Genomic DNA, 24,829 nt, shown 5'->3' with positions numbered 1-24,829 from the left:
CGCGGTGGCAGTGGGAATTGGGCTGAACCTCGGGATAAGCAGCAAACTCCATAGAGAAACACCTGCCTGGAGAGCGCTCATGGCACTGCACCGTGTTGCCCGTTTCGCCGATGTGCCGGAAAACCGGGGTCTGGAAGTCCGGATCGATGACACCAAAATTGTTTTGCTGCGGGTCGGTGATCAACTGCGCGCCTTCCAGGGCGAATGCCCCCATGCCGGAGCGCCGCTGGCCGAGGGCGCGCTGTGTCACGGACGGCTGATCTGTCCGTGGCACAAGGCGGCTTATCGGATCGAGGACGGGGCGCTGTGCGAGCCACCGTCATTGGATGGTCTCAAGCGCTATCCGCTGGAAATGCGCGAAGACGAAGTCTGGGTCGACGACCAGCCGATGGTCGACGCTCATACCCCGCCTGCAGACGATGAGCGAACCTTTGTCATCGTGGGTGCTGGCGCCGCGGGCACCGCCGCAGCGGCAGCCTTGCGCGAAAAAGGCTTCGGCGGCCGGATACACCTGATCGACCGAGAGGCCGACGCCGGCTACGACCGCACCGTGCTGAGCAAATTCGTGATCGCCGGGGAAATGCCGCCGGAAGAAGTCCCGCCCCTGCGCGACGAGGCCTTTTATAGTAAACAGCGCATCGAACGCATCCGGGGCGAAGTGGCCAGCCTCGACGCGCCAAACAAAACCTTAAAACTGGCCGATGGCCAAACCCTGAGCTATGACGCCGCATTGCTGGCCACTGGCGGCGTCCCCAAACCTCTGGAGTTGCCCGGCGCTGACTTGCCGCAGGTTTTCCTGTTGCGCTCGAAAGATCAGGCAAAACGGATTCTCGACGCGGCCAAACCCGGGCAAAAAGCCGTGATCATCGGTGACAGTTTCATTGCCCTGGAATCGGCGTCGGCCCTGCGCACCTATGGCTTGGACGTGACCGTGCTCGCCCGCCATGCCGTGCCCTTCGCGGCGCAATTTGGCGAAACCGTCGGCAAGGCAATCCGCGCCCGGCATGTCGCCCATGGCGTGGTTTTTCACACCGAGGGCGAAGCGGCGTCCATCGAAGGCTCAGGCAAGGTCGAAGCAGTGCTTTTGGACAATGGCCAGCGTTTAGCGGCGGATCTGGTGTTGGTCGGGATTGGCGTCAGCCCGGCCACCGCGATGTTTGCCGAGCTGGCCAAGGAAAAAGATCAGTCGCTGAAGGTCGACGGTGGCATGCGCGTGAGGGATGGGTTGTGGGCCGTCGGCGATATCGCGACCTTCCCGCTCAACGGCCAGCCCCAGCGGATCGAGCATTGGCGCCTGGCGCAGCAACAGGCGCGGATCGCTGCTGCGAACATGCTCGGCGGCGATGAGCATTATCTCGACGTGCCGTATTTCTGGACCTGGCACTTCGGCAAAAACTACGACTACCTGGGCCATGCCGAGAGTTGGGATGAGGTTGAGTTCAAGGGTGATCCGTACCATCCGCCCTTTATCGGGTTGTTCGGCAAGCATGGAGTGGTGGTGGCGGCGGTGGCCTGCGATGAAGAGCGGGCGATGGCGATGCTGGCGGAGCGGATGAAACAGCCGCTGCCGGTGGATGAGGCGTGGCGATTGGTTCGGGATTTGAATTGACGTTGAATTGAACCAAATCTGTAGGAGCAAGGCTTGCCCGCGATGGCGATTTTACGGACGCCATCGCGGGCAAGCCATGCTCCTACAGTTGGCGATCCTCAGCCGGCAATCGAATCACCAACGGATGTTCCAGCGGTGCCAGCGACGGTGATGGCAGCGCCGGATCAATCGGGAAGTAGTGAGTGATCACATGGCTGACATCGCCGTCCTGATTGTTGTGAATGGTCATCGATCCTGGTGTGCGCAGCTTTTGCAGACGATCGCCGGTCAACTTGAAACTCTTGCTCAGGCCATGATCGTCCACCACCGGCGCTGGCAAGCGGCGCTGGGCAAAGCTCCTGCTTTTGCGATGCTGGTAACGCGCCCAGGAGATCAGGATCACCGCGTTCAACAGCGCCACCCATAGATAAATCTGCAACGTACCGAGGGCGTCGAACACCGCCACATCAATGCGCGGCCCATCGTGCGTATCAATCAGCGGCCACAACCCGCGCACCAGCAAATAGAACAGGCCTATCCAGGCCAGCACCGTGAAGAAGGCATCGATCACGACCAGAAAGGGCCGCTGCCGGGTTCTGATAATTTTCATTGGATGACCTCTTCCTCATCGTCCAGCGGCTTGATGCCCCGATCCGGACTGACCCAACGCGCGCGTTTCTGATGTTGCCCGAACAACACTTTGGGAAAGCTGACCAAGGTGGTGAGCAAACTGATAAACCAGAACACCAGCGGATACCAGACAACCCAGAACATGGTCTTGCCCAGGCCCTTTTCATAACGCCGGTCGATCATGATGCTGACGGCGAACTGCACCAGACAGACCATCGCCAGCAGCAATCCGGTAAAGGCCGGCGGCAACAAATGATCCACCGCGATCGCCTCTGGCATGTCGATAAACTTGCCCACGCCCCAGAAGATCACCGACAGCAGGAACGTGAACGCCCAACCGGTGGACAGGCAGTATTCGAACAGCAGCGGCCACAGGTAGCGATGGCGGTACTGCCAAATGCCGCGAATGTTCTTGAACAACACTTCGGCGCCGCCCTGGGCCCAGCGCAAACGCTGCTTCCACAGGCCGCCGAGGGTTTCCGGCATCAGAATCCAGCACAACGCGCGGGGCTCGTAGAAGATGCTCCAGTGGTCCAGTTGCAGCTTCCAGCTGATGTCGATGTCTTCGGTGATCATGTCCGGGCTCCAGTAGCCGACCCGGTTCAGCGCTGTGCGGCGGAACGCGACGATCACCCCGGAGACGGTAAAGATCCGCCCGAACACCCGCTGTGTACGCTTGATCAAGCCAATGATCGAAGAGAACTCACCGACCTGAACCCGGCCGACCAGCGTCGAGCGGGTGCGGATGCGCGGGTTGCCGGTCACGGCCCCAAGGCGTGCGTTATCGAGCATGGGCGCCACCAGATAGGCCGCAGTGTTCGGCGCCAGCAGCGCGTCCCCATCAATGCACACCAAGTACTCGCTGTGCGCCGCGATGGCGCCCATGCGCAGGGCCACGGCTTTGCCCTGGTTTTCCGCCAGGTGCAGCACTCGCAAGCGCGGATCCTGCGCTGCCAAGGCGTCGAGTACGGCGGCGGTGTTGTCCTTGGAGCCGTCGTTGATCGCGATCACTTCGATGTTCGGGTAATGCTGGGCCAGCGCCGCATGAATCGTGTCGGCGGCGTTGTCGCCTTCGTTGTAGCAAGGGATCAGGATCGAAATCAGCGGTTCACCGGCCAGTGCCGGTGGCAAGGTATCGTCCTTCCACGGCCAGTGACGCTCCCAGTGCAGCCAGAAATACAGGCCACCAGCGATCCACAGCCCTGACATGAACAGGGGATAAAAGAACACGAAGTCCATCAGGAATTGCCCGGTGACCAGGAAGATCAGCCCGAGGGGTATCCCGAGGACGATCGCCAGAACCAGCAGGGCCAGCAGTCTGTCCAGCATGTTATGGATTCCACTTGTTGGAGAGCGCGGGCCGCACGGTTTTCAGGTCCGGCTGGTTCTCGAGGAAGTTGTCCGGGTAGTAGCCGAAACTGGTGGCGCCCTGACGCTTGAGGCGGCCCATCCAGTCGCTCAGTTGCGCACCGTCGATGTCGGAATCGGTCTGTTGGGTCCAGTCCTTGGCCTGCAATTCGAACACCGTGCGATCGAGCGCACCGGGGCGTGCCTTGACCGTCGCTACCAACGCTTCAAGCCATGGCCCGGATTGCGCGTGGCTCTGTTTTTCCATCAGCGGCATGGCCATCGGCGCCGTCCAGTCGTAGGCGCCAAGGAAGTCGTCGAGGTTCTGGGCGAACCAGGTTTCGCTTTGGGGATTGAGCATCGGCTCGGCAAAGATATTGCGCGCGGTCAGCACCTGCGGGCCGCGAATCGCGCGGACCTTGGCGCTGAGTTCCTGGGTGAAATCGATCAGGTAGCGGCTCTTGAATCGCGTCCAGCGTTGCAGCGTGACCGGATCGTCGCGCAGCGCGCCAATCGAGCCCGGCAAGCCATTGGCGGCATACACCTTGAGCGCTTCGGGGCTGGCGTCTTCGAAGTCCGACAGCACCGCGTCGTCGTGATAAAGGATGCCGTCCACCGAGGTCAGGCGCGCGACGTCTTCGTAGAGTTCACCGATGATCCGCCGCACGTTCGGGTCGAAGGGAGACAGGCGTTTGTACTGGTCCGGATCCACCGCCGTGGTGCCGGTTTTCGGGTCCCAACGCGTGACGCGCGGCAGCTTCGCATCCAGGGCAAAACTCAGCACCGGCATCCAGGCAAACACTTTGACGTGAGCGCGGGTGCGCAACTGCCAGGCCACGCGGTCGAAGATGTCGGCGCGCACCGGCAGGTGACGGTTAGGGAAGTACAGCGAGTGCACCAGGCCATCGCCTTGCGGATCGGCGAAGGCTTGCAGGAATACGGTGTTGGCGCCCATGTCGGCCATGCGCTGGATCAGTTTGCCGAGGTTGATTTCCTGTTGGGCCGGGTCCGGGTCGTAAACGTTATCCAGGTCCACATGCACCACGCGCATCGGCGAGTCGGCTTGCACCGAAACGATGCTGTTGGCGAAGTGCTCGCCGTCCGGGTCCGAAGCCACCAGGAAGCGCGGGCTGCTCATCAGGTTGTCGAGGGCATCGAGGCCGTCGTCCAAAGTCAGGGCCATTTGGTAGCCCTGCTCGCTGACCACTTGCAGTGAAGTGCCGTCCGCCGCGCCGTAGGGCCAGACCCAGACTCGCGGTTTGTAACCGGTCGCCTTGCGGATCTTCTCGGTGATGGTCGCGACGTCAGTGCGCATACGCGCCTGGAACTCGGCTTCGGTTTCGTAGCGGCCGGCGACCGCATCGTAACGACGGGTCGCGGCGGCCGGTTGCAGGTTGCCTTGCGGGTTAGCCAACACGCCTTTGTGGCTGGCATCGGTGTGCGCGGCGATTTCCACCAGCCCGGATTTGGAGATTTCCCGGATCTGATCCCAGGTCAGGAAGTCCGAACGCTGGCGCGGTGTGCCGGCGAAATCCACCGGTTGGTTCAGCGGCGTATCAATCCACACGCCGACCGGCGCCAGCAAGGCGTGCCAGTTGTAGGCACGCAGCACCGGCATGACGCGGGTGTAGAAGCTCGAATAGCCATCGTCGAAGCTCAGCAGAATCGCCTTGGGCGGCAGCTCACGGCCACCGTTGCGCGCGGCGATGATCTGGTCGACGGTGACCGGTTTGTAGTTGTTCTCCCTTAACCAGGCAAGCTGCTCGATCATGCGTTCGGTGCGCACCGCCACCACGGCTTGATCGGGGTCGCGGTCTTCGACGTCGTGGTAGGCAATCCCCAGCACGTGGTTTTTCGGCCACGGCTTTTCGTTGGCCGGCACCGGGCGCTCGGACGGCGGGGTAAACGCCGGGGCTTGCTGGGCGCAGGCGCTGACCAGCAGCGCTCCCAGCAAAAGGATGAAACGCGAGATAAAAGGCATCTTCAAACTCTTCTAGAAGCGGTAAGTGAGGTCGACAAGCAGGCGCAGATCGGTTTCGCGGTCGCCGTCGTAGGGCCGGTTGATCACGGTCAACAAGCCGCCCACCTCGAACACGTCGTTCCAGCTGTAGCGCTGGCCGTAGCCCAGCAGGCCAATGCCGCCGGTGCCGTAGTCGCGTTGGCTGTAAGTCCCCGCGCCGGCCTGGAATTGCTGGCTCCAGGCCGTTTCGTAGCGGCGATACAGCACGTGGTTGACGTTCACCATCGGCAGCACGCTGAAGTCGGATTTTGGGTTGAAGTACGGCACGTCCTCGGAGGCGGAGTTGTGGCTGGTGCCGACTTCTAGGCCGAGGTCGACTTGCACTTTCGGCGCGGTGTAGACGCCTTCGCGCCCGGTGAGCAGGGCTTCGACGCGGTTGTTGCCGTCGCTGAAATGCGAGGGGCTGACCGCCAGTTTCCATTCGCGACTTTCATTGGCGCGCCAGCGGATGAAACCGCTGCCGCCGTTGGCCGTGACGTCGCTGTTCAACGCCCGTAACGGCGTATCCGCCGAGAGATAGGCGAGGCTGGCGCCGTACTGCCAGTGATCGTCGATATCGCGAGCAATCGACAGCCGCGCGCCTTGCTTGTCGCCGTAGCCGAAGTTGTGATTGGAGACTTCTGCTTCCAGGGTCATGTCGCGGGTGCGACGCTCGACCCCGAGCCGTTGCGTGCGATCTCGGCCGGTGCCTTCCTGGAAATCACCCGAGGCGTAACCGACACCGGCAAACACCCTCCAGTCTTCGTCGATGGGCGGGCTGTAGAGCACGGTTTCGATCCCGAAATCCTTGCTACCCGCCACCGCGCCGGCACCGCTGCTGCCACCGCCATAACTTTTGCCGCCGTAGGTCTGCACCCGCAGCTCGGCCATGTCATGCACTTCACGCTGGCGCAGCAAACGCTGGACCTGACGGTTGTCCGGGAAACGCGCGGCCACGTCGTCGGTCAGCGCATCCATCTGCCGCCATTCCTGCAAATCCATGGCGGTATGGGCCTGTGCTACTTCGAGGCCCATGTCCCGGGGGACCATGCTCTCGGTTTCCTTGAGCTGCAATTCCGCGCGGCGCGGCCAGTCACGAGCCAGGTACAGATCGGTCTGGGCCAGGCGCAAGCCGATATTGCCCGGCGCCTGATCGACCAGCGTCTGCAAGCGCTGCTCGCCGGACGGCAGATCGGCACCGTAGGTCCCGGCCTGGGCAGCGAGTTGCTGGGCGTCCATCCATTCATCGTTGGGGTTGCCCACCGGCAAACCCTTGAGTTCGACGCGTGGTTTCTGGGCTTTTGCCAAGTCTTCAGCGACTTTGCGCGCTTCGTCGGCCTGGTCGCTTTCGAGCAGGGCGTAATAGAGCGCGGTGCTGTCTTCGAGGCGATCGCCGACATCGGCGTCCGGCGCGACCAGTACTTGGCGATAGAGGTCGGTTGCAACTTCTGGCTGACGTTGGTCCAGGTAGGACGCCGCCACCCAGCGCAAGGCGTAAGTCGGAATCTTCACCCCTTCGCTGATCAACTTCTGGTATTCGCTGATGACGTCGGCGGTGCGCGCTCGGGCCTTGAGCGCGCCCATGCGGTCGATGCGCCAGCGAGTGACGTCGTCGTGGGCCGTCGGGTCCGGGGTCCAGGTGGCGAGCAGTTGGTCGTAGTCAGCCAGTGCCCGATCAGCGATTACATAGCGTTCTTTTTCGCTGCGGGTGGCCAGTTCCGCCAGGCGCACGCGCTCGGCGGCGAGGTCACCTTCGATACGTCGCAGCAGTACCGGATCGATCAGCCCCGGCCGTTGATGTGCCAGGCGCAGGGCCGGTTCCGGCAGGCGCGCGCGTTGCAGGGCAAACACGTATTCGCGGGCGACGTCAGGTTTGCTACCAGCGCGGATAAAGGCCTGGTCGTATTCGAACAGTGCGTCGTAATTATTGCCCGCGCGGGTCAAGGCATAGGCCAGCGCCAGTCGACGGGAAGGGTCGTCCGGTTTGGCGGCTACCAGGGTTTTGGTGCGGGTTACGGCTTCGTCGGGGTTACCCGCGTCGGCCTGGGTCAGGGCCAGTCCGAGTTGCAGGTCCGGGTTCTGTGGCTCCAGTGCCAAGGCCTTGTTGTAGACCTCGGTCGCCGAATCCCAACGTTTGAGGTTGCGATAGGCCCGCGCCGTGGCAGTCAACGCCTGCACCGGTAGCACGCGGTGGCGGCCCTGGGTTTCATAAACTTGCACCACTTCGGCATCCAGACCGGCCCAACTGGCGATCTGCAAGTGATCGCTGACCTGGCCGGTGGTGGCCTGGTTCACCGGTACCTGGCGTAGTGTCGTCAGCGCGGGCGCGTAGTTGCCCGCACGGGCATCGCGGACCCTCTGGTCGTAAGGCGTGTCGGCAAACGCCAGCGCCGGCCAGAGCAACTGGCTGCACAACGCCATGCGGAACAAGGGGCGTAAACCACGATGAATAAAGGGACCTGCAAAACGCGGCATCTGTCAGCATCCTTACTTGGCCAGCCGGGTCGCAATGCCCCCCTGCCCATTCGTAATGGAAGGCCGGATCGAGGGGATCCGGCTTGTCGGGGCGCAGTCTTGCACGCGAGTTTGGTCAGCTATTCAGAACACAATATTTATTCAGATTCGTAACGTTCAGCAGTGCGCCACGCTCAGGCAACGCTCAAACGCCAGACAGCAAAACGCCCGGCGTCTGCGTTGCACAGAGGCCGGGCGTTGCGGTGTACCGCTCAGGTTTTACTGGACCTGCCCAGCGCCACCGAGTTTGCCCATCACGAAGCCGACGAACTGCTCGACGGTCATTTTCTGGCCGTTGAATTCCACCTGATTGTTGGCGTAATGCAGTTTGGTGACGACGTTGGTGCCGTCCAGTTTGGCCAATTGCGTGCCCAAGGCCATGCTGCTGAACATGTCACTGGTGGCCGTTGCCTGATCGACGATGGTCTTGGCGTCGGTCTGGCCATCGGCTTGCGCCTGGACGCTGAGCAGGTCAACGAGCATTGGCTTGGACACTTGCAGATTGAAATCCAACAGCGCGATCATCTGACGGATCAATTGATCCGGCGGCACGTCCATCGAAGCTGGTTTGGTCAGGTCGACCACCAGGTTGGCGCGGCTTTCACCGTTGGCGGTGTTGAACGACAGGTTTTCCAGCGCAAACTGCGGGCCGGCGGCCAGCAGTTTTTCCAGACCGGCCTTGACCTGCGTCTCTTCCTCCGGCGTCAGGTTCAACTCGGGGGCCGGCAGACCCGCCGCAGCGGCTTCGGTGGCAGCTTTCTCGTACGGTTGCAGCTTGGTCTGGTAAATCTGCATCAGCGACATCGTCGAAGGGATGTCGAGGTTTTTCAGGCTCATGGCCATCTGTGCCGAACCGACGGTTTTGCCGTTGAACGAGATTTCGCCCACCTTGTAATCGGCACGCCCGGAAGCGCTGGTGCCCGACTCTTCGGTCTGGTTCTTCATTTCAAACTTGTTGACGCCGACGATCGACTGCTTGGGGCCGAAAGTGGTTTTACTGCTGGTCAGCTCGAGGGTGTTTTCGCCGGTGTAGTAGCCGTAGGTGCTTTTCACCAGGTTGCTGGCCAGGGTCAGGCCATTCAGCTCGACCAACACCGGCGCCTGATCTTCAGACACGGTGGTCAGTTTCAGGCTGTCCATGTAGCCGTTGGCCTTGAGCTTCTGGGCCTGGGCGCTGGCGTCAACGTCCATGTTCAAGCCAGAGAACTTCAGGCTGGACTTGTCATCCAGCGCCACTTCCAGCGGCAGCAATTCAAAATTGCCGTTGGTGGAGTTGTCATAACCGATGTTGACCACGCCTTTGACCGGCGATTGGCCGTTAGCGGCGGCGAACCATTTCTCGGTGGTAGGGGTCTTTTCCAGCTCGAAGTGGTTGGTGGCCATGACCGGCAACCATTTCAACGAAGCCAGACGCGAGAATGGCAGCGGGCCGTGTTCGACACGATCGACGAAGAGCAATTCGACCGGCGCACCGCCGAACATCTCGCCTTCGCCCTTGAGGCGGTAATGCGCGGTGCTGCTGAAAACACCACGCTCCACGGACACCAGCTCCAGCGACGCCGTGCCATTGGAACCCACCAGCGCGGTTTGCAGTTCTTTGTTGGCGTCTACAACCGAGGCGTTGAGCACGCCTTCCAGTTTAGTGCCGGTGTACCAGGCACCGCCGGCGCTGATTGCACCGATGGCGACGACAATTCCAAGAAGCACGCCTGCTGATTTATTCATGAATTACCCGATCAATGTCCGTTGTTGAAAAGTGCTCGTCTTCCCTGAACCCAAGACGGGTCGTGGTCACGACTGCGCAAAAGTGCGATGGAGATTAGCATTTGCTGGGCGGGAGGGCTTAATGATTAAAGGTGAAAGAGTGTCTATGGAGCACACAGGGTGGCGATCGTTCCCGTATGCAAGGAATGTGTTGCCTGAAAAGATCGCAGCCTTCGGCAGCTCCTACAGGGGAACGCGTAAACCTGTAGGAGCTGCCGAAGGCTGCGATCTTTTTGCGGTCAGGAATACTGAACTTCAATCTCATCCAACTGATGATCAAAGCTTTTGAGCCGCGCCGTCCACGTATAGACCAGCACTTCAAAATCCCGATTGATCACCGCCCCGCCCGTCACTTCCGCACGCGGGTCGCAGAAGTCCAGTTGATAGCGCTCGCGCGCCATGGCGTTGGCCACGTCAGAGAGTTCGCGGGCGTTGTTGAGCCAGTGCCAGCCTTCTTCGGTGACTTGCTTGTCGAGGGCCAGGCATTGGGTTTTCAAGGCTTCGAGGCTTTTTTCCAGCGGCGTGCCGGTGAGTTCGCCCATGACTTCCTGGAACGTGCGCCCCGGTTGCCAGTAGCTGCCCCAGAAATACCGATCGAACACGGTTTCGACCCGACGCAGCGCGACCTTGGTGTCCCAAATGAGCACCAATGTTTTGCCTTGTTCGAGGTGTCTTCGTTTGATGCGCGTGCCCTGAACCGAAGCCCAGGCCACCACCACGATGGACATCACGGCAATCAGTGCCGCCGCGCTGTCGAGGAACACCAGCGCCTTGTCGATCTGGTGGGCGAGCATGATGCCGTAGAAATAGGTGGCCGACAGCAACACCAATGCCGCTATAGCGCACCAGAAGCCGGGAGCATAAGGGTTTTTCATTATTAGAGTCCCCATGACCAACGCGAGCCTTGATTGATGAGCTCGTCACGCGACCTCATCAACTCAAAGCATAGCAACGGCCTCAGGGTTTGCCGGGCTGTGACGCTTGCGTTCGTCCGCTTTCCCAACCACCGCCCAACGCGAGGAACAAATCGATCTGGCTCATCGCGACCTGGGTGTTGGCCGAGGCCAGTTGCGCCGTGACATCGGTGTAGGTGCGGGTGGCTTGCAGGTCCGCCAGGAACGACGCGCGACCGGCCTGGAAGAAGCGGTGGGTCTGGTCCGCCGCCAGTTGCGCCGATTGCTCGGCGTCGGCCAGGGCATCGCGGCGTTGCAACAGCGCGGAGTACTGGGCCAGGCCGGTCTGGGTTTCACGAATCGCGTTGAGCACTACGCCGTCGAAGTGCGCCAGCGCGCCTTGGGTCGAGGCTTCGGCTTCGCGGATTCGCGCGCGGGAGCCGTTGGACGGCACGGTCCAGCTCAGCAACGGACCGAAGCCCCAGCGATTGGCCGACGGCTTGCCGAGGTTTTCCAGCAGACCGACGGTGCCGACGGTCGCGCCAATGCTGATGTCCGGGTACAACTCGCCGGTGGCGATGCCGATGCCGGCGGTCGCAGCAGCCAAACGGCGCTCGGCCTGACGCACATCCGGGCGGCGTTTGAGCAACGTGGCGCCGTCACCCACCGGCAACAATTGCGCAATCTTCGGCAGTTCAGCGCAGCTGTCAGTGCCGGCCGGCAGTTGATCCAGTGGTTTGGCCAGCAGCATCGACAAACGGAACAACCCGGACTGACGCGCCGCCTCATAACGCGGCATGTCGGCGCGCAAAGATTTGAATTGGGTTTGTGAACGGGTGACCTGGGTTTCATCGCCACGCCCGGCATCACGCAGACGCTGGGTCAGGGTGGTGCTCTGGGCTTGCAGGTCGAGGGAATGCTGGGCGATTTCTCGCTCCTCATTGGCCGCACAGACTTGGGTGTAGGCCCGAACCACGTCGGCCACCAGGGTGATGCGCGCCGTATCCGCCGCCGCTTGGGTCGCATCGGCATTGGCCTTGGCCGCTTCGATCCCGCGCTGCAAGGTGCCGAACAGGTCGAATTGATAAGACGTGGTAATCCCAATGTCGCCAACGTTGGCCACCGGCACTTTTTCTGGCAGCAGGAATGCTTCGCCGGACTCCTGCAAACGCTGGGCGCCCATCTTCACGCCACCGCTCCAGCCGCCCGCCGCTTGGGCTTCATCCACCTGCGCCCGCGCCCGGGACAGGTTCGCCGCCGCGACACGCAAATCGGTGTTGGTGGCCATGGCTTGCTGCACCAATTGGTCGAGACGTGGATCCTGATACAAGCGCCACCAATCGCTGGGCACTGGCGCCGACACCACATCTTTGTCGTTCGGCAGCAGGTTGCCCTGCAAGTCTTCACGGTGCATGGCAGCGTCGTCCGGCAAGTGATAATCCGGCCCGACCACCTGACACGCCGACAGCAACAGGCCTAACCCGGCCACCGCCAAAGCCGAGGCTTTGCTCATTTCGCGGGCTCCTCGGTTTTGTCTTTGTCGTCAATGATCGACACCGTCGCGGTGCGCCCGGCAATCATGCGGAAATCCGCGGGGACGTCGTCGAAGGCGATCCGCACCGGAATCCGCTGCGCCAGTCGCACCCAACTGAACGCCGGGTTGACGTTGGGCAACAGGTTGCTGCCGCTGCTGCGGTCGCGGTCTTCGATGCCGGCGACGATGCTTTCCACATGCCCGCGCAGGCGAGCGCGGTCGCCGATCACCCGGATATCCACGCCTTGGCCGACGTGAATGCCGTCCAGTTTGGTTTCTTCGAAATAGCCGTCAATGTGGAAGGAATTGCTGTCCACCACCGACAACACTGGCCGCCCGGCGGTGACGAATTCCTGGGCGCGGGGTGCACGGTCGTTGATGTAACCGTCCACCGGGCTGCGGATGGTCGAGCGGTCGAGGTTGAGCTGGGCGCTGTCCACCGTCACCAGCGCTTCGGACAACGCCGATTGCGCCCGGGCGACTTTCGACAGGCTTTCTTCCAGTTGCTCGCCCGGCACCAGGTTGCCGAGGCCACGGTTACGCTTGGCCTCGCGCTGGGCCTGGGCCAGGGTTTCTTCACGGTCGGCCACGGCGGCTTTCGCCTGGCGCAGGGCCAGTTTGAAACGGTCCTGGTCGATGCTGAACAGCACCTGGCCGCGTTGCACCAACTGGTTGTCGCGCACTTGCACTTGCTGGATCAGACCGGACACGTCCGGGGCGATTTGCACGATGTCGGCACGGATGTGCCCGTCACGGGTCCAGGGCGCGAACATGTAATACATCACCATGCGCCAGACCACGACAACGGCGAAACTCACGATCAGCAGGGTCAGCAGCACGCGACCAATGGTCAAAAAAGGTTTTTTCATGTCATCAGGTATCGACTGAGTGAGTCCACGGCGCCGAGCAGCAAAGCGTAGAGAGCCACGTTGAACAATGCCCGGTGCCAGACCAGACGGTAAAAGTGCAGGCGCGTGAGCACCCCGTGCACCAACAGGTAAAACAGGTAGGTAATGCCCATCAGCACCAGCAGCGTGGGCAGGAACACCCCGCTGATATCCAGATCACCGATCATAAAGGCGCTCCATCGATGCCATGGGGAAGCGGTTCTTCGAGTGCGCTTGTGCCGACGAATTCAACCCCGGGCAACAACGCCAGGCGCAGTCCGCTCAAGGCGTGCAGCAAATGTAGCCGGGCCTCGTCATCGCACTCGCTGTTGAGGGCGCGACGGGTGCGGTCCAGCGTCATCAACAAAGGACTTGGTGCCGGCAAACGCTCGCCGGCCTTGAGGCACGCCTTGAAGTACTCGCCGACTTCCGCCACCACTTGATGCAGCAACACTTGCGGCACGCCGAGCACTCGCGGGGTGTAGGCAAGCAGATCGAGCAAGTTCAGCGCGACGCGCACTTCGCGCAGAGCGACGCCGGTGTCTTGGCCGATCAAGCCCAGGCGCGGCAAGTGCTGCATCAACCGATCAAGCATCTGCACACCCAACTTGCGGTGTTCCGACAACGTCGCCGGTTCGGTGAGGCTGACAATGTCGCGCCAACTGAAACGGGTCAGGCGCTTGGCCGCCAGCTCCGCGCCGAATGGGCGGGCAATCAGCGTCCAGACAAAGGCGAACAACAAGCCAATCGGCCCGGCCAGGTTGGAGTTGGAAAAACTGAGGAAGTCCGCGTCGTAGGCACCCTGGATGCTGATGAAGGACGAGGTGTTCACCAGCGTCAGCAGCATGCCCAGGTAAAACTGCGGCTTCACCGTCAGGGTGCCGATGCAGATGAACGGCACCGCAAACGCCAGCACCAGCATTGGAAAGTCATGCAGGTTGGGCAGGACCAGAAACAGATAAAGACTGGCGAACAACACCGACATCGCCGTCCAGAAAAAGAACCGGAAAATCTGCGGCGCCGGGTCGTCCATCGAGGCGAAGAAGCTGCACGCCACCGCCGCCAGAATCACCGCGCTGCCGCCGTCGGTCCAGCCGAGCAGAATCCACAGCACCGAAGCAACAATGATCGCGCTGACTGTCGACAAGGCCGAATAGAGCATCAACCCACGGTCAAGAAACGGCGTCAGGCGACCGAGGCGCCAATGCCGATACACCGCGCGCCAGCTGTCCTGGCTTTCGCACTGGATGGCGTATTGCAGGCTGCGGCAGTCTTGCCACAAATCGATCCACTCGCCGAGGCGATACAAGGCGTTGGAGAACAGCAGCTGCTTGCGATCATCCAGCGCCTCGGCACTCGGTTGCAGTGCTTCGAGTTGGTCTTTCAGTGCTTGCCAGCGTTCGAGGTCGGCGTCTTTGTGGTTGAGCCATTCGGTGGTCGCGGTCAGCAGCGGCGCGAACTTATCCACAAGCTCCGGAGTACGGCGCTCAAGTGCATAGAGCGCGTCATCCAGGGCATCGATCACCGGCAGCAGGTGGATCATTCGCCCGCGCAGTTCCTTGGTATTGCGCACCGTTTGCGGCCGCGCGCCTTCGTGGGGCAACTGGCCGATCATCAATTCCAGGCTATTGAAGGTCGTAACCATGGCCGAACGCAGGGTGCTGACTTCTTCCGGCTTCACCTCGCGAGTGAGGAAGCGCAGGCTATAGGTCGAGGCATCGGTGAACCATTTATTCACCGAATCGTTGAACACTGGCGCCAAGCGCCGAGGCCAAAACATCGCGCCGACCACCGCCGCCACGGCAATGCCGAGAAAGATTTCTTCGGTGCGCGCTTCGGCGATGTCCCACACCGCCAGCGGGTTATCCAACACCGGCAGGGCGATCAGCGGCAAGGTGTAACCGGCGAGCATCAAGGCGTAGCTGTTGGCGGTGCGCAGGTGCAGGGACAGAAACAACAGCGTCCCGGTCCACAACGCGATGATCACCACCAGCACCCACGGGCTCTGCACGAACATCGGCACAAAAAACACCGCCGCCGCTGCGCCCATGAACGTACCAACCGCGCGGTACAACGCCTTGGAACTGGTCGGGCCGACAAACGGGCTGGAAACGATATACACCGTGGCCATCGCCCAATACGGACGCGGCATTTGCATGAGCATGGCGATGTACAACGCGATCATCGACGCAGCGAAGGTGCGCACACCGTAGAACCAGTCCCGCGCCGGGGGAACGCCTGTCCAGAAACCGCTCAAGGGTGGATCACCAGCGGTGGATTGGCGGCTTCAAAGGCTCGCAACACGCGCAATGCGGCTTCCAGATCACTCTGATCGATGCCTTCGAGCACTTCATTGCGCAGACGCACCAGCTCGACTTCCACCGCTTGCACCAGCTCACGACCGGTGTCGGTCAGGCTCAGGCATTTGGCGCGCCGGTCATGGGCGTCTTCGGTCCGGCGCACATAGCCGGAGTTGCACAGTTGATCGAGCAAACGCACCAGGGACGGGCTCTCCATCCCCGCCGCCTGCGCCACCGTCACCTGCCGCACACCCTCCCCCAAACGTCCGATCATCAACAACGGGACGGCGCAGGCTTCGGAGATTCCATAATTGACCAGCGTGGTCTGGCAGATCTTCCGCCAATGCCTGGCGGCCACCACCATGGCACTGCTGATGTTCATCTGGAGAGCGTCGAGGTTCTGAGGCACGGGGAATGACACACTGTTAGTTTGCTAACTATCAATATCGCATTCGAGGGGAAAGATGGTCAAGTTTTGAAACAAATTCGTTTCTGGAAACGAGCCTCACGGTTATTCCTCAGTCACTAGCCTCCCGGCTTCCTCCTCAATAAACGCAAAAACCTCCTCCGGCACGCTGTATTGAAACTGCTTGCGTCGGTGCTTCGAGACCTTGCCGTCGTTGTCCAGACACATCATTACCAGTTTCGACAGATCACTCCCCCGCACATCGAAACGCTCGTTTACCGCTTTGATCACTCGGTCGTAACGGTCCAGAAACTCGGTTTCCTCACGCAGTTCGACTTCCAGGGCTCGCCGCGCCATCTGCAAGGTGAATTCAACGCAACGGGTGGCATCCCAGAAGCGATAAATCGAAGGATGCCCAACGAACTCGAAGGCCATTTGGTCAGCGTCCAGCCAAGTGACGTTCCAGAAATCACGGGCAGGTTTTGAGAAGTCCTTCAGCGCTTCGAGGTAGTTCGCCTCTTCGTGTTTCATGGCCACGGAAACGGGCAGCAGCAAACCGTTTTCCAATGCGCCGGAATGACAAAGCGTCTGGTGGATCAGGAAACGTGAAAGTCGACCGTTACCATCCATGAATGGATGAAGGAAGACGAATCCGAAAGCAGTCACAGCGGCCGCCACCAGCGGATCGACTTGCCTTGAAGACTGGTTGGCGAAGCTCATCAGCTCTTCCATCAGTTCACGACACAAGTCCGGAGCGGGCGGTACGTAGCTGACGCCAGCGGCGCCACGCAAACCGTTATGCAGATGATTCTGTTCGTGGCGAAACAGGACGGCTTTGTCGAAAGGATTGGAAACAGTGCTGTTTTGCAGTTCGACCAAATAGTCTTCGCTCAACTCCCGCCCTTCGTGGGCCTGGCGCAGCAGTTGAACAAAGCGCCGGGATTTTTCTTCGCTGGGTTCTTCTTTCTCGATGGCGAAGGAATCGCGGGTTTCGTGCAGGTAAGCCCAGTTGATCGCGCGGTCCATCATTTCGGGCGGCAAGGTGGCCATGAAGGCCCTGGCTCGCCCAAGGATGTCGAGACTGAGCAGGGCTTCGAGTTCGGGGGTTCGTTCTACGGTGGCGCAGTAGCGCAGAGAGCCCAAGCCATTAAAGTCGACGCGCCAGCGGCTATTGCGCAGGGCAGGGCCAGTTACATAACGCTTGGGGTCGAATAGCGCCACAACGCTGCCCCGAACCGGTATCGAATACTCAAGTTTTTGACCGGTGAAGCTTTCCCACAAAAAGCAGGCTTTGCGGATGAATACACCATTCGGGGATTTAGCCAACTCATCCAGCAGTTGCTCAGCAGCAACCGCTTCAAGCGCTTGGGCAAGAATGCAAAGGTTGATGCCTTCGTGCTTGAGGGCAAAGAGAATATGCTCAAGCATCGAACCTTGAGCTGGAGCCACGGACTGGGGAACAGCTAAGCAGTCGCCGATCAATGTGATACGAGTGACTGGCTTGATCATCGCCGCGCGTTGGGGTGCGAAAGCCTTAAGGCTCAGCGCGTCACGCAGGTAGGCGTATCCAACAAAAGGCATGGGGAGCGTCCACAGAAAAAATTCACTTAGGCGATTAAAGCCTAGATTTTTTTACTGCTCACCAGATTTTTTTACATTTCAGACTTTTCCCACAGATTTTTTTACACCCCCAGCCCTTCCTCAACGACACATCCACCCTAGGGGAAAGATGGTCAAGTTTTGAAACAGATCGGCGATCAACGACAGGGGCCTTATCGCGCATGCTCAACGTGATCAGATCAATACGGAGATTGTGTAATGAACACCAAACCCATCCAAACCGCTGAGGATCTCAACAATGCACTTTTGCGCCTTGAGCAGTTGTGGGGAGCGGCACCGAATTCAGCAGAAGGGGATGAGCTGGAGGTATTGGCCATGCTGGTAGAAAAGTATGAAGACAAGCACTTTCCCATTCCGGCTTCCGATCCCATTGAAGCCATCAACCTTCGCATGGCATTCAGTGGGAAATCGAACTGAATATCCGCAGGAATTCCAGCCTATAGGTCATCCAGATTTATGGGGATCGGTGTTTCATGCCTGCGTGATTGAACGATTTTTGCCAATTCAAGATCATCGAGGCGCTCCATCTCACACTCGAAAACATCGTCCTGAGCCACTCCCCCAGACCCGCCGTGTGCGCCGTTCAGTACCGCTGATGGCTTTTTCTCCACGTCAGACACGTTTTTTCACACCCCCCGCCCCTTCCTCATCAACACATCCAACTGATCCACCACCTCCGCCCAATCCGCGTCATCCAGAATCTCATCCCGCAAAAATGCCGCCTGGCTCTCGGTCCAGAAAAACGCATCGGCCAGATGCAATTCAGGTTTAAGCGGTGAATGGGTAGCGATGAATTGGTCGATGCTGATCGGGTCGTTGTCCAGGCCGAGTTGTTTGAACAGGGAGGGCAGGCTGTGGGTTGGGGATTCCATGATGGGCTCCTGGGTGGCTAGAAAATTGTTCGCGGGCAAGCCTCGCTCCTACAGGAGAACGCAGTCCCCTGTAGGAGCGAGGCTTGCCCGCGAAGGCGGTATCACTGACACCGTAAACCTAATGACTCAACTCGCAAACCTCCGCATGCGGCACCATTTTCAGGAACTCCGGCATGCTCATGTGCAGCAGGTTGTTGTGGTTGCCGGCCTCCAGGTAGATGTCTTTCTGCCGGGTCAGCAACGGGTCGATGACCATGTCTATGCCATAGGACTCACCCAGCGCCGGCACCGCGCCGCGTTCGCAGTCGTTGAACAGGTGCGCCAGGGTGCTTTCCCGGGTGATTTGCCATTCGCCGCTGCCGCGTACTTTGCTCAGGTCCAGGTGACGGCTGGCGGGTAGCACGGCCATCAGGTAATGACCGTGGTGGTCGTCGAGGATTACCGATTTGGCCACCCGTTCGGCAGGAATACCCGACACGCGCGCCGTTTCAAGGCTGCTGGCCGAGTGCGGGTGGGTGACGATGTCGAATTCGCAGTGAGCCTTGTTCAGGCTGTCCTGCACCGTTCTTGCCATACGCATGATGCACCTCGGTGTCCGCAACAACGTTTCGCGGACGATGGTTAAACCTCTACTTCATCCCTGAAAGTCTAGGCCCGCTGGCACCATCGCGCGGAAAATCTGCCCGCCGGAGCTGCGTCAACAACTGGTCAAAATTCGTACAGTTCGGGGCTCAGCTAGACTGTATACAGAGCACCCCGACTCTCCCGGAGGGTCACGTGAACATTCGTTGTTGTGCGGTTGCGCTGCTGTTGGCCCTGAGCGGATCGGTTTTCGCGGCGGACGCCGTTGTGCTGTTCGTTCCCGATCCCCTCGGCCTGTGGCTGATCGTGTTTGGCATCGCGTTTCTGGTGGCCGAGGCCACGTTGCCCAATTACGGCGTGATCGGCCTCGGCGGCCTGGTGATGTTTGTGGCTGGCGCGGTGATTCTGACCAACACCGAAGTGCCGGTGCCGTTGATGATCGGGCTGGGATTGGTCAGCGCCCTGTTGCTGGTTTTCCTGGTGCTCCATGCCCTGAAAACCCGACCGCGCGAAAACGTCAGTGGCGATGCCGGACTCGTGGGCAGCGTGGCGCCGGTGACGACGTTGCAGGCCGGCAGTGCCTATAACGGCTGGGTGCACCTGCAAGGCGAACAGTGGCAAGTACAAAGCGCCACGCCGCTGCAACCCGGGCAACGGGTCCGGGTGGTGGCGCGCAAAGGAGTACTGCTGGAAGTGGCCGCGGCTGACGCGGCGCCGGGTGGAGAATAACCATGGGCCTGCAACTGGGTTTTGCCGCGCTACTGCTGTTGGTCATCGTGCTGGCGGGGTCGACCTTCCGCATCCTGCGCGAATACGAGCGCGGGGTGGTGTTCCAGCTCGGGCGCTTTTGGCAGGTCAAGGGGCCGGGCCTGATCCTGCTGATTCCGGCGGTGCAGCAAATGGTTCGCGTGGACCTGCGGACCATCGTCCTCGACGTCCCGCCGCAAGACGTGATCACCCGCGACAACGTCTCGGTGAAGGTCAACGCCGTGCTGTATTTCCGTGTGCTCGACCCACAGAAGGCGATCATTCAGGTTGAAGATTTCCTGATGGCCACCAGCCAATTGGCCCAGACCACATTGCGGGCGGTGCTCGGTAAACATGAACTCGATGAGCTACTGGCCGAGCGGGAACGGTTGAACGTGGATATCCAGCAAGTGCTCGACGCCCAGACCGACGCCTGGGGCATCAAGGTTGCCAACGTTGAGATCAAGCATGTGGACCTTAACGAGTCGATGATCCGCGCCATCGCCAAACAGGCCGAAGCCGAGCGGGAACGGCGGGCCAAGGTGATTCACGCCGAGGGTGAATTGCAGGCGTCGGAAAAACTCATGCAAGCCGCGGAAATGCTGGGGCGTCAGCCGGGGGCGATGCAGTTGCGGTACATGCAGACGTTGAGTTCGATTGCCGGGGACAAGAGTTCGACGATTGTCTTTCCGTTGCCGATTGAGTTGCTTAAGGGGATGGCGGATTTGTCGTCGAAACCTTGAGGAAGATCAAAAGATCGCAGCCTTCGGCCGCTCCTACAGACGGTGTTTCCAACCCGAAACGGCGGCAACCCACGTCCCGTAGGAGCTGCCGAAGGCTGCGATCTTTTGATCTTTCCTACAAACACCAAAATCCGGCAATCCCGTGGGAGATTTCCTTCAAGTTGTAGTGGCGTTGGTGAACTTGTTCCGGTCCGGAGCCAGGTCTAGTCTGGCTTTGTCACTGAATAAACGGTGACACGGACGTGCAAGTCCGGGTAAAACGTTGACCAATTTCGCGTAGGCATTCGTCGGGCACTTTGTGCTCGCTGTATTCGCTTTATGGCGGCTGTGTGCGGGAGACCTTCGGGTCTGCCGAGGTTTCTTGGTCTGGCGTTCACTCGGTCTTGCACCCCGCACATAGCTGCCACCCTACTTCGCGTGCAAGCGAACCGGGTCAGCACCTTTTTACATAATGAGGTCAGACCATGTTCAAACCGACGCCTAATCCACCAGAAAACTCTGGAACCGATTCCCCCGAAGCACTCGACGCCAAAAAAATGAAAGAAGCCGCCGACCGCGCCTTCGCTCACTACTTCCCCCCGGCTGACGAAAAACCAGCCAAGCGCCATAAATACCAGCTCTTCGCCGTCGCCCCGGATATCGACGACCCCGAAGCCCTGCTGGCCAATGCTTCCGAAGACTTGCTGTCCATCAGCGCCATCGCGGCCAACCTAGCGGACGATGTGGAAGGCACACGCCGTTCTGTAGCCCTGGCGATCAGCCGACTGACCGATGGCGTGCATCTGCTGGTAGAGCGAGTGCTGGATCACCATGAGGCGATGGCAGAGGCTAAGATTTAGCCGTCCAGATTTGCGGTGAATTGACCGCAGCCTTCGCGGGCAAGCCTCGCTCCTACGGGTTTTAAGTCGATTGCAACAATCGCGTATCGCCCAAACCTGTAGGAGCACTTGCCCGCGAAGGGGCCATAAGCTTCAACATCAATGGTGGCTGACACACCGCTTTCGCGAGCAAGCCCGCTCCCACAGGGGATCTAGGTTGGAGATGCCGAGGCCATTTGCGAGGCTGCAACCCGTTCAGCCATGCGCTTTGTTGCTCCAAAAACGGAGGCACAGCAAGCGTGGCGATCGAAATCAGAGGCGCCTGCTGGTCCAGTGCGCCCGTGTCTATTTGATTACGCTGAAGCGACTGAAAGTCGCGCTGGCGGATTGGGTTCGTCAGTTGATGTCTTGTCATCACTCCAACCACGTGGTCTGTGCTGGTGTTTTGATATCAATTCGAAGCTAAAAAATCGGCCGTCCTTTGAAAGAAGCGAGCCAGACCTGCTGAAGCGTATAACCCCGTTTCGGCAATCATTTGTCCTGGGACGCAGACCCGGCTCAATGCTTGCCAGTCCCCATCAGAAACAGTCGAGCCCGGTTATTGCCTGCTGCTTTTTCACTGATTTTTTGCCAGCCTGAGGGCAGCGGGGCGAACTCATCGGGCTGGTCGGCGGTGCTGATCAACCACACACGCCCGGTCCCTGCCGGCAGCTCACTGAGGTGATCGAGGTAGATTTTTTCGGCGTTGTCATCGACAAGCGTGCCGAACCCGTAAGCATTTGGACGGGTTGAGGTGCCAGTGGCCGTCGGCGGGGTATAGAGCAACGGCGAAGTGTCGGTGCGGTTGTAATAGACATAGGGCATGTACCAGAGCATGTCGCTGATGACGATCTGGTCGCCGTCGACATAATGCTGATTGACGAACTCGACCATCACGCTGGGCTGATCATTCACATCCACCGTGGCATTGGTCTTCAGCCCCACCAGTTCGGTACCGACCAACAGCACCAGCAACGCCAGCGCCAACACGCGAAAGCCGTCCCATAACCGGTCGATGGCCAGCGCCATGATCAGCGGCAAGCCCAATGCAAACGCGGTTAGGTAGCGTTCGATAAACACCGGGGAGATAAACGACACGCCGAACACCAGCAACAGCGGGACCAGCGTGTAAATCGCCAGCAAGGCGCTCCAGCGATAGAGGCTGCGATCACGCACAACCGTCAACACAATCACCACCAGCAACAGCGCCGGCAGCGCGGCGAACATCAGCCACGGCAAGTTATCGCCATCGTCCTGAATCAGGTAATCCCAAACCATCGACGGCAGCGAACTCAGGGTTACGGGCAGCTCCCAGCCCACGTCACCATTGGCTTTGAGCGCATTCAGGTGCTGAATCAAATCGATCAGCCCCGGCAACCAGGGCGTGAACAGCGCCACAATCGCAACGTTGGCCAGCCACCAGGACGGACGCGTGATGTGCTTCATCGGATGAGCCGGCTGCAAGCGCAGGACCAGCAGATACGCCCAATGGACAATCACGCACAGGGCCGTGAAGTAGTGGGTATAGAACCCTGCCGTCATCAGTAGCGCGTAAATCACCAGATACCGCGAATGCCGGGGTTGTTTGACCCAGTACACCAGCGCAATGGTCGCGCCGAGCAACCACAGCCCGAGCAACGAATACATCCGCACTTCCTGGCTGTAGCGCACCGCCGTGGGCAGCAGCGCCAGCAACAAACCGGCAAGCAGCGCGGCACGGGGATTGGCCACCAGCCGGACCAGCCAGATCCCGAGCGCCACCGTGGCAATACCCGGCAACGCGCTCAAGCTACGGATTGAGAAAATTCCATCGCCAAATAACTCGATCCAGCCGTGCAAAAGCATGAAATAGAGCGGCGGATGCACGTCATGGGCGGCGTGAAACCAGATATCGCCCAGCGAATACTGGCTCATCAACAGGCTTGAGCCTTCGTCGCCCCAGATAGCGGCAGCGGTGAGGTCGTAAAAACGCACGATCGCGGCCAGCACTAGAATCAACCAGAAGCCGTAATCCGCCAGCCATTGCGGCAGGGGCGAAAACGCCGAGGCTCGCGTACGACCGGCATGCCCGTCAGGCCTGCCGGCAATTTCTGTTTCCCTGCGGTACTTCATGACTTCCCCGCCTGGTCGAAAAAAGCTGATCACTCTTGGAGCCTGGAGCACGCCCGGGAGTTCGTTCGATGCTGCCCCATCTCTGCAATAACGCAATCCAGCGACTTTTACATCAGCGTCTACGTTGAGGAGTGGCCCGGACAGTAGCGTCGAGCCAGTACGGTCTCCTCCAAAAACCACATGGATGAAATCACTATGGACGTGTTTCTCGGAACCATTCCTCCCTTTGGCTTTTCGTATGCCCCCAGCCGCTAGATGCAAGCCAACGGGCAGACGCTGCCAGTCAGCCAGTACAACGCGTTGTTCGCTTTGCTGGGAATTACCTATGGCGGCAATGGGTCGCAAACCTTCATGCTGCCCAACCTGTGCGGGCGCCTGCCGATGCACCAGGGCCAAGGCATGAACGCCACGCCCATGCTCTGCACCCGGCAACCAGCGCGCTTGGCCATGAACGCGTGGCCGAACTCGTGGCAGAGCTTGGCAACGAACAGCGCCATGCCCAACGCCAGCGCGCCACCGAGACTGAACAAATGTGGAAAGGTCGCGACAAAACGCTGCCAGCCCCGGGACACTAGAAGCACGCCCAGCATCAGGGTGGCCGGCAATCCGTAGCGCAATGCACGTGGGCCAAAACGCTCCAGCCACGGCCAGGCGCGATTGAGAAAAGCATCCGGGCGCCACAGCGGAATTCGGAAAAACAGGTATTGGTGCAACAAGACCTGCCACAGCGTCTGGCGCTGGGCGTCGGCTTTGAGGCTGTAACTGGCGCGCTGTTGCGGGTCGAGGGCGGTGATCAGGTCATGACCGCGCAAGAAATTCAGCAGTTGCTCCAGCTCGGTGCCGTCCAGCGGTAAACCTGGCTCGCGGTTGGCGGCGCGCAACACTTGTTCGGGATCGTCCAAAGACCAATGACGCAAGAGGCGCATCGCCGCCGCGCCGAGCTAGAAGTAGCGCCCGCGCACCGGGTCGGCCAGGGTCCAGCGCGGTGACCTCTGCCCCCGGCTCTAGGGCAATCGCATCGCCGACCGCCAGTTCGATGCGCAATTCGGCCTGGTTCGGGTCGGCGATTTTCATCAGCCGCTCGCCGGTCTGTACCGGTTTGCCGGTCCAGCGTTCGGCCTCGGCCCGCGCCACTTCGAAACGCCCGACCGAATTCAACGCCGCATAACCGTAACTCCCTGACGGATGACCGGAGTCTACGACAGCGAGGGGTTGCGTCAAACGAAGAGCCATCATTGGGTAGAAATGTATTGTTTCAAAAAGGACAAAAATTTCAGAGCGCTCGTTTGTTCTTACGCTCATTGGGTTTGGGTAATAAATCTCACATGAAAATAGGAATGCCCATTCAGTCAAAACTGAACGCGGCGATAGAGACTCTGCGCTTCTATAGCCCCATCGACATAGCGCCCTTACATCGCAACAATCATTAACAGA

At 60.1% G+C, this 24,829-nt stretch carries 19 protein-coding genes and 5 pseudogenes; 7 read left to right on the top strand and 17 right to left on the bottom strand.

Features of this window, described 5'->3' with window-relative positions; genetic code table 11:
* Nucleotides 1-79: 79 nt before the first annotated feature.
* Entirely contained in the window at nucleotides 80-1,609 is a 1,530-nt protein-coding gene (locus ACA071_RS00850) for an FAD-dependent oxidoreductase (protein ID WP_497642735.1), read from the top strand.
* 82 nt (nucleotides 1,610-1,691) lie between these two features.
* Here ACA071_RS00850 and pgaD read toward each other — a convergent pair whose 3' ends face one another.
* From pgaD to ACA071_RS00790, 12 genes are all read right to left on the bottom strand, one after another.
* Entirely contained in the window at nucleotides 1,692-2,198 is a 507-nt protein-coding gene (pgaD, locus tag ACA071_RS00845) for a poly-beta-1,6-N-acetyl-D-glucosamine biosynthesis protein PgaD (protein ID WP_497642734.1), read from the bottom strand.
* Nucleotides 2,195-3,547 (bottom strand): poly-beta-1,6-N-acetyl-D-glucosamine synthase, encoded by a 1,353-nt coding sequence (gene pgaC, locus ACA071_RS00840; protein WP_497642733.1) that lies wholly within the window; start codon nucleotides 3,545-3,547, stop codon nucleotides 2,195-2,197. The genes pgaD and pgaC overlap by 4 nt, the downstream gene beginning before the upstream one ends.
* A 1-nt stretch (nucleotide 3,548) precedes the next feature.
* Nucleotides 3,549-5,546, bottom strand: a complete 1,998-nt coding sequence (gene pgaB / locus ACA071_RS00835) for a poly-beta-1,6-N-acetyl-D-glucosamine N-deacetylase PgaB (RefSeq protein ID WP_497642732.1) — start codon at nucleotides 5,544-5,546, stop codon at nucleotides 3,549-3,551.
* A 12-nt stretch (nucleotides 5,547-5,558) separates the two neighbouring features.
* Nucleotides 5,559-8,039, bottom strand: coding sequence for a poly-beta-1,6 N-acetyl-D-glucosamine export porin PgaA (pgaA, locus tag ACA071_RS00830; protein WP_497642731.1), 2,481 nt, complete (start codon nucleotides 8,037-8,039; stop codon nucleotides 5,559-5,561).
* Between the two features lie 258 nt (nucleotides 8,040-8,297).
* Nucleotides 8,298-9,803: a YdgA family protein gene (locus ACA071_RS00825; protein ID WP_497642730.1), complete on the bottom strand. Its 1,506-nt coding sequence runs from the start codon at nucleotides 9,801-9,803 to the stop codon at nucleotides 8,298-8,300.
* 278 nt (nucleotides 9,804-10,081) lie between these two features.
* A complete protein-coding gene (locus ACA071_RS00820; protein ID WP_123409399.1) occupies nucleotides 10,082-10,717 on the bottom strand; it encodes an NADH:ubiquinone oxidoreductase subunit N in 636 nt (211 codons plus the stop codon).
* 82 nt (nucleotides 10,718-10,799) lie between these two features.
* Complete coding sequence (locus tag ACA071_RS00815; RefSeq protein ID WP_497642729.1) at nucleotides 10,800-12,248, bottom strand: efflux transporter outer membrane subunit; 1,449 nt, start codon at nucleotides 12,246-12,248, stop codon at nucleotides 10,800-10,802.
* A complete protein-coding gene (locus tag ACA071_RS00810) occupies nucleotides 12,245-13,138 on the bottom strand; it encodes an efflux RND transporter periplasmic adaptor subunit (protein WP_497642727.1) in 894 nt (297 codons plus the stop codon). The genes ACA071_RS00815 and ACA071_RS00810 overlap by 4 nt, the downstream gene beginning before the upstream one ends.
* Nucleotides 13,135-13,344, bottom strand: a complete 210-nt coding sequence (locus ACA071_RS00805) for a DUF1656 domain-containing protein (protein ID WP_054050271.1) — start codon at nucleotides 13,342-13,344, stop codon at nucleotides 13,135-13,137. The genes ACA071_RS00810 and ACA071_RS00805 overlap by 4 nt, the downstream gene beginning before the upstream one ends.
* Nucleotides 13,341-15,413, bottom strand: coding sequence for an FUSC family protein (locus ACA071_RS00800; protein ID WP_497642726.1), 2,073 nt, complete (start codon nucleotides 15,411-15,413; stop codon nucleotides 13,341-13,343). Before ACA071_RS00800 ends, ACA071_RS00805 begins: the two co-directional genes overlap by 4 nt.
* Nucleotides 15,410-15,838, bottom strand: coding sequence for a MarR family winged helix-turn-helix transcriptional regulator (locus ACA071_RS00795; protein ID WP_123409403.1), 429 nt, complete (start codon nucleotides 15,836-15,838; stop codon nucleotides 15,410-15,412). Before ACA071_RS00795 ends, ACA071_RS00800 begins: the two co-directional genes overlap by 4 nt.
* A 129-nt stretch (nucleotides 15,839-15,967) precedes the next feature.
* A complete protein-coding gene (locus ACA071_RS00790) occupies nucleotides 15,968-17,443 on the bottom strand; it encodes a Fic family protein (RefSeq protein ID WP_497642725.1) in 1,476 nt (491 codons plus the stop codon).
* A 237-nt stretch (nucleotides 17,444-17,680) separates the two neighbouring features.
* Between ACA071_RS00790 and ACA071_RS00785 the strand changes: the two are divergent.
* A pseudogene (locus ACA071_RS00785) lies at nucleotides 17,681-17,887 on the top strand (helix-turn-helix domain-containing protein); the annotation flags it as partial.
* Nucleotides 17,888-18,108: 221 nt separating this feature from the next.
* Here ACA071_RS00785 and ACA071_RS00780 read toward each other — a convergent pair.
* Both ACA071_RS00780 and ACA071_RS00775 read right to left on the bottom strand, forming a co-directional pair.
* Nucleotides 18,109-18,354, bottom strand: a complete 246-nt coding sequence (locus ACA071_RS00780; protein WP_497642724.1) for a DUF2789 domain-containing protein — start codon at nucleotides 18,352-18,354, stop codon at nucleotides 18,109-18,111.
* A gap of 118 nt (nucleotides 18,355-18,472) precedes the next feature.
* On the bottom strand, nucleotides 18,473-18,934 hold the full coding sequence (locus tag ACA071_RS00775; RefSeq protein ID WP_497642723.1) for an aminoacyl-tRNA deacylase: 462 nt from the start codon (nucleotides 18,932-18,934) through the stop codon (nucleotides 18,473-18,475).
* Nucleotides 18,935-19,131: 197 nt separating this feature from the next.
* Here ACA071_RS00775 and ACA071_RS00770 point away from each other — a divergent pair, with 197 nt between their 5' ends.
* The 4 genes and pseudogenes from ACA071_RS00770 to ACA071_RS00755 all read left to right on the top strand — a co-directional run.
* On the top strand, nucleotides 19,132-19,665 hold the full coding sequence (locus ACA071_RS00770) for an NfeD family protein (protein ID WP_497642722.1): 534 nt from the start codon (nucleotides 19,132-19,134) through the stop codon (nucleotides 19,663-19,665).
* Nucleotides 19,666-19,667: 2 nt separating this feature from the next.
* Nucleotides 19,668-20,426: a slipin family protein gene (locus ACA071_RS00765; protein WP_497642721.1), complete on the top strand. Its 759-nt coding sequence runs from the start codon at nucleotides 19,668-19,670 to the stop codon at nucleotides 20,424-20,426.
* 464 nt (nucleotides 20,427-20,890) lie between these two features.
* The gene (locus tag ACA071_RS00760; protein WP_497642720.1) at nucleotides 20,891-21,265 is read left to right on the top strand and encodes a DUF6124 family protein; all 375 of its coding nucleotides are present in this window, start codon (nucleotides 20,891-20,893) and stop codon (nucleotides 21,263-21,265) included.
* Nucleotides 21,266-21,536: 271 nt separating this feature from the next.
* Nucleotides 21,537-21,683 (top strand): annotated as a pseudogene (locus ACA071_RS00755) (IS110 family transposase); the annotation flags it as partial.
* 119 nt (nucleotides 21,684-21,802) lie between these two features.
* Here the strand turns inward: ACA071_RS00755 and ACA071_RS00750 are convergent.
* Nucleotides 21,803-23,395, bottom strand: a complete 1,593-nt coding sequence (locus tag ACA071_RS00750; RefSeq protein WP_497642719.1) for a glycosyltransferase family 39 protein — start codon at nucleotides 23,393-23,395, stop codon at nucleotides 21,803-21,805.
* A gap of 255 nt (nucleotides 23,396-23,650) precedes the next feature.
* Here ACA071_RS00750 and ACA071_RS00745 point away from each other — a divergent pair.
* Nucleotides 23,651-23,806, top strand: a pseudogene (locus ACA071_RS00745) (phage tail protein); the annotation flags it as partial.
* Here the strand turns inward: ACA071_RS00745 and ACA071_RS00740 are convergent.
* Together ACA071_RS00740 and ACA071_RS00735 are read right to left on the bottom strand one after the other, a co-directional pair.
* A pseudogene (locus tag ACA071_RS00740) lies at nucleotides 23,794-24,384 on the bottom strand (peptidase M50); the annotation flags it as partial. The pseudogenes ACA071_RS00745 and ACA071_RS00740 sit on opposite strands and share 13 nt — an antisense overlap.
* A pseudogene (locus ACA071_RS00735) lies at nucleotides 24,383-24,520 on the bottom strand (biotin/lipoyl attachment domain-containing protein); the annotation flags it as partial. The pseudogenes ACA071_RS00735 and ACA071_RS00740, both read right to left, overlap by 2 nt.
* Between the last annotated feature and the right edge of the window lie 309 nt (nucleotides 24,521-24,829).

Source organism: Pseudomonas sp. LBUM1646 (genome assembly GCF_059716165.1).
This window is presented reverse-complemented; position numbering and strand designations above follow the sequence as displayed.